Here is a 9,033-nt window from a genome sequence, read left to right as displayed (position 1 = left end):
TAGGGCCAACACCGGTAGCTTCACAGGCTTTGGGTATGGAGTAATCCATCTCCACAACCAAACGGATGGCCTCCGCTTTTTCCTCAGATGTAACAACCCGATATCCCATGATGATTCCTAAAGTCGACGCTCCTACATCATGGTCCAAAAACATTCGACCACTACACGGCAGCTCCTACATGGGAATGGTGTAATCCTGTAGGAGCTGCCGAAGGCTGCGATCTTTTGATCTACCGGTGTGTTGCAATCCAGATCAACAACCCCGCCTGAAACACCGCAAATGCCACCAGACAGGTAATCGTGAAACGCAACCCGGCGTCTTCACGTTTGTACTTGCTGACTTTCTCTTCGTGTTTCTTGAGTTTGACTTCCTGCTCGGCCAGATTCTGCTCGGCTTGCTGGAGCATCTGCGCCGCTTCAAGAATTTCCACGATCTGCAGTTTTTCCGTGTTCCAGTCACCCAGCAAGTCGCTGACCTGGACCTCTTTGACGCTGCCCTTCAAATGTTGGGCGTCGGCGTACACCACATCAAAGCCATGCATGCGCAAAAAATGATCGCGGCGCAGGCGCGTGTCTTCGTTCAACGCGTCCTTGTTGTTCAGGTCAACACCGTCGACGGTGTAGCCGGGCCAGCGTTTCTTTACCCAGGTAATGCCTTGCGCCGCCATGAATCGGCCGATACCGCGATTCAGCGGTTCAATTTGCAGACCACTGTCGGGGCCGAAGTGCACGCGTTTTTCCGTGTGGTCGACCCACACGTCCAGATGATTCTGTTCCTTGCGCACACGCTGACCGGGCAGGTTGATGCTCATGCGCATCAGGCTGCGCTGCTTGTCATTGCGTTCGGCATAACCGAATTCGACGAAGCGAAGAGGGCGGCCACCGGTGTTGCGATCGGTCTGCAACGGCGCCAGACGGAGCATCTTGTGGTGCTCGACGTGGACGTCCGCCCAAGGCAGCTCGACCGCTGGCGGTGCGTCTTTTTCAGCGGTGGTGTCGGGTGAAGTCTGGGTATCAGTCATAACGGCGAGATCCTGTCCAAGCTCAACTTGTCACCAGTCATTGCGCTGGCGACAAAGGCTTATCGGCCGTTTTTTTCAGGACTGGAGGGCAACAGCGCTTAACTGGAGCGAAGTCCGTCAATAAATCCAAGGATTCGCGAACCCAATTCCGCCGCCAAGGGCAAATTCGGGTCTTTATAAGAAGCCAATTGGCGTTTGACGTCGTTGGGCACGATGCGCATGACGTGGTTCATGCCTTCGATCAGTGCCAGTTCGGCGTCGGGTTTGGCTGACTTGAGCAGGCGGGCATCGTTGACACCGACCTGGATATCGTTGCTGCCCTGAATAATCAAGGCCGGCATTTTCAGCTTCGCAAACGCCGCGGCCGGGTCCTGGCGAAACAGGGAAATCAGATAAGGCTGCACGCTCGGACGGAAAATTACCTGAAGTTGCGGCGGCACGTTGTCGTCGATTTTCCCGGCCTTGAGGCTGTCGAGCAGCTCGTTACTGCGCAGCATCAGCGGCGGCGGCAGGCGATTGCTCAGTTGCTGGCGAATGACCTGATCAACCGGTCTCGCGCTACCGGACACCGAAATCACCGCCGCCGCATCGACGCTCGGCGCAGCAAGGCTGGCGACCAAGGCGCCTTCGCTGTGGCCCAGCAGAATCAACTGGCCGAAACGCGGATCGGTCTTGAGCTTGCGGCCCCAGGCTTCGGCGTCGGAAACGTAGGCTTCCAACGTCAGATTGCGCTCGTCCGGAGTGGCCGCCAGGCTCGCCGCCACGCCGCGTTTGTCATAGCGCACACTGGCGATATTGTGTTTGGCCAGCACCCAGGCCAGCCGTTTGAGGCTGTCGTTGCGCCCGCCATCGGGGTTGTTTCCGTCACGATCCGTAGGACCGGAGCCGGAAATGATCAGGACAACCGGCACCGGCGTGTCGGATTTTGGCAGCAACAACGAGCCGAAAAGCTCACCGCTGCCGGTGTCCAGGGAGATCGGCCGTTGCAGAACAGTGGCCTGGGCGAAGCCCGTAATCAAGGTAAGGCTCAAGAGCAAAACTCGCAGCATCATCACGCCATCATCAACAAGATGCCGGTTGGACTCACGGACACCCATAAGGTTCGAGGATGAACTAGTTGGGTAGCCTGCGTATACTGGCGCGCATTACGTATTTGGGTTCGATTTCACGGAGCGTCCTGCATGTCCGGCAATACCTACGGCAAGCTGTTCACTGTCACCACCGCGGGCGAAAGCCATGGTCCGGCGTTGGTCGCCATTGTCGATGGCTGCCCGCCGGGCCTGGAGATCTCCCTTGAAGATCTGCAGCGCGACCTGGACCGCCGCAAGCCCGGCACCAGTCGCCACACCACTCAGCGCCAGGAAGCCGACGAAGTCGAAATCCTCTCCGGCGTGTTCGAAGGTCGCACCACCGGTTGCGCCATCGGCCTGTTGATCCGCAACACCGACCAGAAGTCCAAGGACTACTCGGCGATCAAGGATCTGTTCCGCCCGGCCCACGCCGACTACACCTATCACCACAAATACGGCGAGCGCGATTATCGCGGCGGCGGTCGCAGCTCGGCCCGCGAAACCGCGATGCGCGTCGCGGCCGGCGCCATTGCAAAAAAATACCTGGCCAGCCAGGGCATCGTGATCCGCGGTTACATGAGCCAGCTCGGCCCGATCGAAATCCCGTTCAAGACCTGGGATTCGGTAGAAGAGAACGCCTTCTTCAGTCCGGACCCGGACAAAGTGCCGGAACTGGAAGCCTATATGGACCAGTTGCGTCGCGACCAGGATTCGGTCGGCGCGAAGATCACTGTTGTGGCCGAAGGCGTGATGCCGGGCCTCGGCGAGCCAATCTTCGATCGCCTCGATGCCGAACTGGCCCATGCGCTGATGAGCATCAATGCGGTCAAGGGCGTGGAAATCGGCGCCGGTTTCGCCAGTGTTTCCCAGCGCGGCACCGAACATCGCGATGAAATGACCCCGGAAGGTTTCCTCAGCAACAACGCGGGCGGCATCCTCGGCGGCATCTCGTCCGGTCAGCCGATCGTCGCGCATCTGGCGTTGAAGCCGACCTCCAGCATCACCACGCCGGGCCGCTCCATCGACATCCATGGCAACCCGGTGGAAGTCATCACCAAGGGCCGTCACGACCCGTGCGTCGGCATCCGCGCCACGCCAATCGCCGAAGCGATGATGGCCATCGTGCTGATGGATCACCTGCTGCGTCACCGCGGGCAGAACGCCGATGTGCGCGTGAGCACGCCGGTGCTGGGTCAGCTTTAATGGCTGACTTCACAGTCGCTGCAATCTGATGGTTGCAGCGGCGCTCCCGTACTGGCGGCTTTCCAGTTTCTATCTTTTCTATTTCGCCTTGCTCGGTTCGACAGCGCCGTTTCTGGCGCTGTACTTCGATCACCTGGGTTTCAGCGCCGCGCGCATCGGCGAACTGGTGGCGATCCCGATGCTGATGCGCTGCGTGGCGCCGAACATCTGGGGCTGGCTCGGCGATTACACCGGTCGGCGGCTGGCCATCGTGCGTTTCGGCGCGGTGTGCACGCTGCTGACGTTCTCGCTGATCTTCGTCAGCAAGACTTACGCCTGGCTGGCCATGGTCATGGCTTTGCACGCGTTCTTCTGGCACGCGGTGTTGCCGCAGTTTGAAGTCATCACCCTGGCGCATTTGCAGGGCCAGACCTCGCGCTATAGCCAGATCCGTCTGTGGGGCTCAATCGGCTTCATCATTACTGTTGTCGCGCTCGGGCGTTTGTTCGAATGGCTGAGCCTGGACATTTACCCGGCGGCGCTGGTGTTGATCATGGCCGGCATCGTACTGAGCAGCCTGTGGGTGCCGAACGCGCAACCGGCGCCGGGTAACCGGGTGGCGGGCGAGGGGTTCATCAAGCAACTACGCAGCCCCGGCGTTCTGGCGTTTTATGGATGCGTGGCGCTGATGCAGATGAGCCACGGGCCGTATTACACGTTTTTGACCCTGCACCTTGAGCGTCTGGGTTACAGCCGTGGCGTGATCGGCATGCTCTGGGCGGTCGGTGTGGTCGCCGAGGTTTTGATGTTTTTGGCCATGAGCAAAATTCTCGCGCGGTTTTCCCTGCGCCGTGTGCTGATGGCGAGTTTTCTGTTGGCGGCGCTGCGCTGGTTGCTGCTCGGGTCGTTGGCCGAATTCCTTTGGGTACTGCTGTTTGCCCAGGTGTTGCACGCGGCAACGTTCGGCAGCTTTCACGCGGCTGCCATTTCATTCGTGCAACGTAGCTTCGGCGCACGCCAGCAAGGGCAGGGCCAGGCGTTGTACGCCGCATTGGCCGGCACCGGCGGTGCAATGGGCGCGTTGTATTCCGGTTACAGCTGGAATGCCCTTGGCGCCGCATGGACCTTTAGTATTGCCAGTCTCGCAGCCGTCGCGGCTGCCGTTATCATTGCCACACGTATGCAAGAGGACAGGCCATGAGCCTTACCCGTGAACACCTCGCCCAGGAAATCATCGACGCCGGGCGTTTTCTGTATGGCCGCGGCTGGTCGCCGGCCACCAGTAGCAACTATTCGACCCGCTTGTCGCCAACCGAAGCCTTGCTGACGGTGTCGGGCAAGCACAAGGGCCAACTCGGCATCAACGATGTGCTGGCCACCGATTTGTCGGGCAACAGCCTGGAACCGGGCAAGAAGCCGTCCGCCGAAACCCTGCTGCACACCCAACTTTATAGCTGGCGCGCGGAGATTGGTGCGGTGCTGCACACGCATTCGGTGAACGCCACGGTGCTGTCGCGGCTGACGCCGGAGGCTTTCATCGAGTTCGAAGATTACGAACTGCAAAAAGCCTTCAGCGGCGTGTCGACCCATGAATCCCGGATACGCGTGCCGATTTTCGACAACGATCAGGACATTGCGCGCCTGGCCGCCAAGGTGCAGCCTTGGCTCGACGCCCATCCCGATTGCGTCGGTTACCTGATTCGCGGCCACGGCCTCTACACCTGGGGCGCACGCATGAGCGACGCGCTACGGCAGATCGAGGCCTTTGAATTTTTGTTCGAGTGCGAGTTGAAAACCCGCTCGCTCTCTAACCGTCAAGCTTAAGGAGTTGCCCTGATGAGCAGCCTGTCCGTCTATCACGTCTCCAGCCCTGAAATTCCCAACAAGGTGCTGACCCATCTCGAAGACATTCAGTCGACCCTGGCCGAGCAAGGCGTACGTTTCGATCGCTGGCAAGCCGCTGCGAAGATCCAGCCCGGTGCCAGCCAGGAAGAAGTGATCGCTGCTTACCAGGAGCAAATCGACAAGCTGATGACCGAACGTGGTTACATCACGGTCGACGTGATCAGCCTCAACAGCGATCACCCGCAAAAAGTCGAATTGCGCGCCAAGTTCCTCAACGAGCACCGCCATGGCGAAGACGAAGTAAGATTTTTCGTCGCCGGCCGTGGCCTGTTTACCCTGCACATCGACGATTACGTCTACGCCGTGCTCTGCGAGAAGAACGACCTGATCTCGGTACCGGCCGGCACCAGACACTGGTTCGACATGGGCGAACACCCGCATTTCGTCGCGATCCGCCTGTTCAACAACCCGGAAGGCTGGGTGGCCAACTTCACGGGCGAAGACATCGCCAACCAATTCCCGCGTCTTGAGGACTGAGTCGATGCCGATCAAAGCGATTCTCACCGACATCGAAGGCACCACCAGCGCGGTGAGTTTTGTGTTCGATGTGTTGTTTCCCTACGCGGCCAAACATCTGCCGGACTTTGCGCGTCAGCAGGCCGAGCGCGCCGACGTGGCCGAGCAACTGGATGCCGTGCGCCGCGACAGCAATGAGCCGAACGCCGATGTCGAGCGCGTCATTGAAATCCTGCTGGGCTGGATCGCCGAAGACCGTAAGGCCACGCCGTTGAAAGCGTTGCAAGGGATGGTTTGGGAGCAGGGCTACCAGGCCGGGCAGTTGAAGGGCCACGTTTATCCGGATGCGGTTGAAGCGCTCAAGCAATGGCATGCGGCGGGTTATCAACTGTTCGTTTATTCCTCAGGCTCGATCCAGGCGCAAAAGCTGATTTTCGGCTGCTCGGAGGCGGGGGATTTGACGCCGTTGTTCAGCGGTTATTTCGACACCACATCAGGACCCAAGCGTGAAGCGCAGTCCTACGCCAATATCACTCAGGCGATCAAGCTTGAGGCCGGGCAGATTCTGTTTCTGTCGGACATCGTCGAAGAGCTGGATGCAGCGCGTAAGGCGGGGATGGCCACTTGCGGACTGGCCCGTGAGGGCGGCGAACTGGCAGGGCATGTCACTGTGGACAGTTTTGCGCGGATAGATCCTTCAACTTTCTAAAGCACGACACAAAAACTTGTAGGAGCCGAGCTTGCTCGCGATGACGGTGGCACATCCAATATCAATGTGTCAGACAAACCGCTATCGTCGGAACGCCGCCCGGAGCAAGCTCGGCTCCTACAGTGTTTAGTGCTTACAGCGAATGATAAGTCGGCAACGCAAACCGTTGCTGGCTCTGCAACATGGAAATCTGCGGCAATTCGCTGGCCTGTTCCGCAAGGTCACGGCGAATCGCGCTGATGACCCACGACAGTTGATCGCCGTTGTGAAGCTGCTGGTAGGAAATCGAGCGTTTGAACTCTCTGCCTCCACCGCGCAGCGTCAGCAGAATTCCGCCGTCAGGACGGGCCTGGGTGATGACTTCAAAGTTGGAGAACAGGGACGAAAATTTTTCCTGGATCAGGCTCATGTCTTTCAGCTCCGTGATGACTTGAATGGCAAGCATGCACAGAGGGTTGCAGTGATTGTGCCAGTATCTTATTTTTAATAATCTCCTTTAAAAACAGTATCTTACAGTTACAGGTTATTTTCACTTTCGTGCAATTTGCAAGAATGGCCATCGTGCATCCTGCATTTTGCGTGGTCGTCGGCGATTCGATGGAACCATTCGGTGTACTTGCGCTCACGATATTCAACTACTGCCGCGGATGAAGATCGCGGATACAAAACATTTCAAAAACCGCGTGTACAGCTCAAGAACCGTTGACGTATTTTCGGGCTTCAAACAGCGCCGCCCGACAATAAAAAGATCGAACGGGAGCAACCATGAGCGACACGATTACCTGGGGCATGATGCTCCGCAAGCTGCCTTCCATTGCCAAAGCCCTGCCACGGGTGGTGAAGGGAATGAAGGTCGCCAACGTCAAGGACCCGACCCAAACGTGTGGCCTGGGCTGGAGTTTCGAACAAGCAACCTTGCGCAACCCTGACGGCCCGGCCTTGCTGCACGGCGAGGTTTCGCTCACTTATGCACAGGTCAACCAGTGGGCCAATCGCATCGCCCATCACCTGATCGACCAAGGCATCGGCAAGGGTGATGTGGTGGCGGTGTTTATCGAGAACCGCCCGGAACTGCTGGTGACGATACTGGCGGTGGCCAAGGTCGGCGCGATCAGTGCCTTGCTCAATACTTCGCAGACCCGCGACACCCTGGCTCATAGCCTGAACCTTGTAGCGCCGGCCGCCATTGTCGTTGGCGAAGAGCTCGTCCCGGCATTTCTGGCCGTGCGCGAGCGCGTAGCGATCGAGGCGGCGCGGACCTGGTTTGTCGCCGATCAAGACACCTGGAACCATCCGGGCATCGCCCCAACCGGGTTCATTAACTTGATGACGGCCAGTATCGATGCCGACAGCGAGAATCCCGCCAGCAGCCGGCAGGTGTTCTTCGACGACCCTTGTTTCTATATCTACACCTCGGGCACCACCGGGTTGCCCAAGGCCGGCGTGTTCAAGCACGGGCGCTGGATGCGCAGCTCAGCCAGCTTCGGGATGATCGCGCTGGACATGCGCCCCGAGGACGTCGTCTATTGCACCTTGCCGCTGTATCACGCCACCGGCCTGTGCGTGTGCTGGGGTTCGGCCATCAGCGGCGCTTCGGGTTTCGCCATCCGCCGCAAGTTCAGCGCCAGCCAGTTCTGGAGTGACGTGCGCAAATACCGCGCGACCACCCTCGGCTACGTCGGCGAGTTGTGTCGTTACCTGGTCGATCAACCGCCCAGTGCCGACGACAGCCAGCACGGCGTGACCAAGATGATCGGCAACGGCTTGCGTCCCGGCGCGTGGAACGAGTTCAAAACGCGTTTTGGCGTCAACCACATCTGCGAACTGTATGCCGCCAGTGACGGCAACATCGGCTTCACCAACATTCTGAATTTCGACAACACGGTCGGTTTTTCCCTGATGTCCTGGGAGTTGGCGGCGTACGACCACGACAGTGGCGCGCCGACCCGCCAAGCCAATGGCTTCATGCGCAAGGTCGACAAGGGCGAGCAGGGCTTATTGCTGGCGAAAATCGACGACAAGGCCCCGCTGGATGGCTACACCGACCCGCAGAAAACCGCAAAAGTCGTCCTGCATGATGTGTTCGAGAAGGGCGACCGTTACTTCAATACCGGCGACCTGCTGCGCAACATCGGTTTCGGGCACGCGCAGTTTGTCGACCGACTGGGCGACACTTATCGTTGGAAAGGTGAAAACGTCTCGACCACCGAAGTCGAGAACATCCTCCTGAAACATCCGCATATTTCCGAAGCCGTGGCCTATGGCGTGGAAATCCGCAACACCAACGGCCGGGCCGGGATGGCGGCAATCACGCCCGCCGAATCCCTGGCGACCCTGGATTTCAGCGAACTGCTGGCGTTCGTGCGGCAACAGATGCCGGCGTATGCGGTGCCGCTGTTTCTGCGGGTGAAAGTGAAGATGGAAACCACCGGGACATTCAAATACCAGAAGACCCGCCTCAAGGACGAAGCCTTCGACCCGTGCAGGACCGGTGACGATCCGATCTACGCCTGGCTGCCGGGCACTGACACTTATGTGCAGGTCACCGAGCAGGTGCTGACGGACATTCAGGGTGGCAAACATCGCTATTGAAAGTGCTGCTATTGAATGTCGCTATGGCGGTGCATCAGAAAAAACAAGTGACAGTGCCTGAGCCGCTCGGGAAACTGTCGGCTTTTACGAACGACAG

9 protein-coding genes are annotated in these 9,033 nt (G+C 58.9%); 6 read left to right on the top strand and 3 right to left on the bottom strand.

The genetic code is table 11. The features are described from left to right. Positions 1-230: 230 nt before the first annotated feature. Both ACM110_RS29120 and ACM110_RS29115 read right to left on the bottom strand, forming a co-directional pair. The gene (locus ACM110_RS29120; protein ID WP_416130509.1) at positions 231-1,022 is read right to left on the bottom strand and encodes a hypothetical protein; all 792 of its coding nucleotides are present in this window, start codon (positions 1,020-1,022) and stop codon (positions 231-233) included. Between the two features lie 98 nt (positions 1,023-1,120). Then, entirely contained in the window at positions 1,121-2,119 is a 999-nt protein-coding gene (locus tag ACM110_RS29115; RefSeq protein WP_416130508.1) for an alpha/beta hydrolase, read from the bottom strand. Between the two features lie 84 nt (positions 2,120-2,203). On the opposite strand from ACM110_RS29115, the gene aroC reads away from it, so the two are divergent. From aroC to mtnC, 5 genes are read left to right on the top strand one after another with little or no spacing between them, the layout of a single operon-like run. Then, the gene (gene aroC / locus ACM110_RS29110; RefSeq protein ID WP_416130507.1) at positions 2,204-3,295 is read left to right on the top strand and encodes a chorismate synthase; all 1,092 of its coding nucleotides are present in this window, start codon (positions 2,204-2,206) and stop codon (positions 3,293-3,295) included. A gap of 28 nt (positions 3,296-3,323) precedes the next feature. Next, positions 3,324-4,475 (top strand): MFS transporter, encoded by a 1,152-nt coding sequence (locus ACM110_RS29105; protein ID WP_416130506.1) that lies wholly within the window; start codon positions 3,324-3,326, stop codon positions 4,473-4,475. Further along, entirely contained in the window at positions 4,472-5,098 is a 627-nt protein-coding gene (locus ACM110_RS29100) for a methylthioribulose 1-phosphate dehydratase (RefSeq protein WP_416130505.1), read from the top strand. Before ACM110_RS29105 ends, ACM110_RS29100 begins: the two co-directional genes overlap by 4 nt. Before the next feature lie 12 nt (positions 5,099-5,110). Continuing rightward, a complete protein-coding gene (locus ACM110_RS29095) occupies positions 5,111-5,656 on the top strand; it encodes a 1,2-dihydroxy-3-keto-5-methylthiopentene dioxygenase (protein ID WP_416130504.1) in 546 nt (181 codons plus the stop codon). A gap of 4 nt (positions 5,657-5,660) precedes the next feature. Further along, complete coding sequence (gene mtnC, locus ACM110_RS29090) at positions 5,661-6,344, top strand: acireductone synthase (protein WP_416130503.1); 684 nt, start codon at positions 5,661-5,663, stop codon at positions 6,342-6,344. A 133-nt stretch (positions 6,345-6,477) separates the two neighbouring features. On the opposite strand, the gene ACM110_RS29085 is transcribed toward mtnC, so the two are convergent. After that, complete coding sequence (locus tag ACM110_RS29085; protein WP_416130502.1) at positions 6,478-6,753, bottom strand: DUF3509 domain-containing protein; 276 nt, start codon at positions 6,751-6,753, stop codon at positions 6,478-6,480. A 356-nt stretch (positions 6,754-7,109) separates the two neighbouring features. Here ACM110_RS29085 and ACM110_RS29080 point away from each other — a divergent pair, with 356 nt between their 5' ends. After that, positions 7,110-8,936 (top strand): long-chain-acyl-CoA synthetase, encoded by a 1,827-nt coding sequence (locus ACM110_RS29080; protein WP_416130501.1) that lies wholly within the window; start codon positions 7,110-7,112, stop codon positions 8,934-8,936. Positions 8,937-9,033 lie beyond the last annotated feature (97 nt).

Origin of the sequence: Pseudomonas sp. NFX98 (assembly GCF_047784845.1) — a bacterium.
Classification (GTDB): domain Bacteria; phylum Pseudomonadota; class Gammaproteobacteria; order Pseudomonadales; family Pseudomonadaceae; genus Aquipseudomonas.
Note: the sequence above shows the minus strand (reverse complement) of the source record. Positions and strands in the feature narration are given on the sequence as shown.

What these genes read in the sequence shown, in the direction of transcription:
- ACM110_RS29120 (WP_416130509.1), bottom strand. Translation starts at nt 1,022, where the DNA reads ATGACTGATACCCAGACTTCACCCGACACCACCGCTGAAAAAGACGCA.
- ACM110_RS29115 (WP_416130508.1), bottom strand. Translation starts at nt 2,119, where the DNA reads ATGGGTGTCCGTGAGTCCAACCGGCATCTTGTTGATGATGGCGTGATG.
- aroC (WP_416130507.1), top strand. Translation starts at nt 2,204, where the DNA reads ATGTCCGGCAATACCTACGGCAAGCTGTTCACTGTCACCACCGCGGGC.
- ACM110_RS29105 (WP_416130506.1), top strand. Translation starts at nt 3,324, where the DNA reads ATGGTTGCAGCGGCGCTCCCGTACTGGCGGCTTTCCAGTTTCTATCTT.
- ACM110_RS29100 (WP_416130505.1), top strand. Translation starts at nt 4,472, where the DNA reads ATGAGCCTTACCCGTGAACACCTCGCCCAGGAAATCATCGACGCCGGG.
- ACM110_RS29095 (WP_416130504.1), top strand. Translation starts at nt 5,111, where the DNA reads ATGAGCAGCCTGTCCGTCTATCACGTCTCCAGCCCTGAAATTCCCAAC.
- mtnC (WP_416130503.1), top strand. Translation starts at nt 5,661, where the DNA reads ATGCCGATCAAAGCGATTCTCACCGACATCGAAGGCACCACCAGCGCG.
- ACM110_RS29085 (WP_416130502.1), bottom strand. Translation starts at nt 6,753, where the DNA reads ATGAGCCTGATCCAGGAAAAATTTTCGTCCCTGTTCTCCAACTTTGAA.
- ACM110_RS29080 (WP_416130501.1), top strand. Translation starts at nt 7,110, where the DNA reads ATGAGCGACACGATTACCTGGGGCATGATGCTCCGCAAGCTGCCTTCC.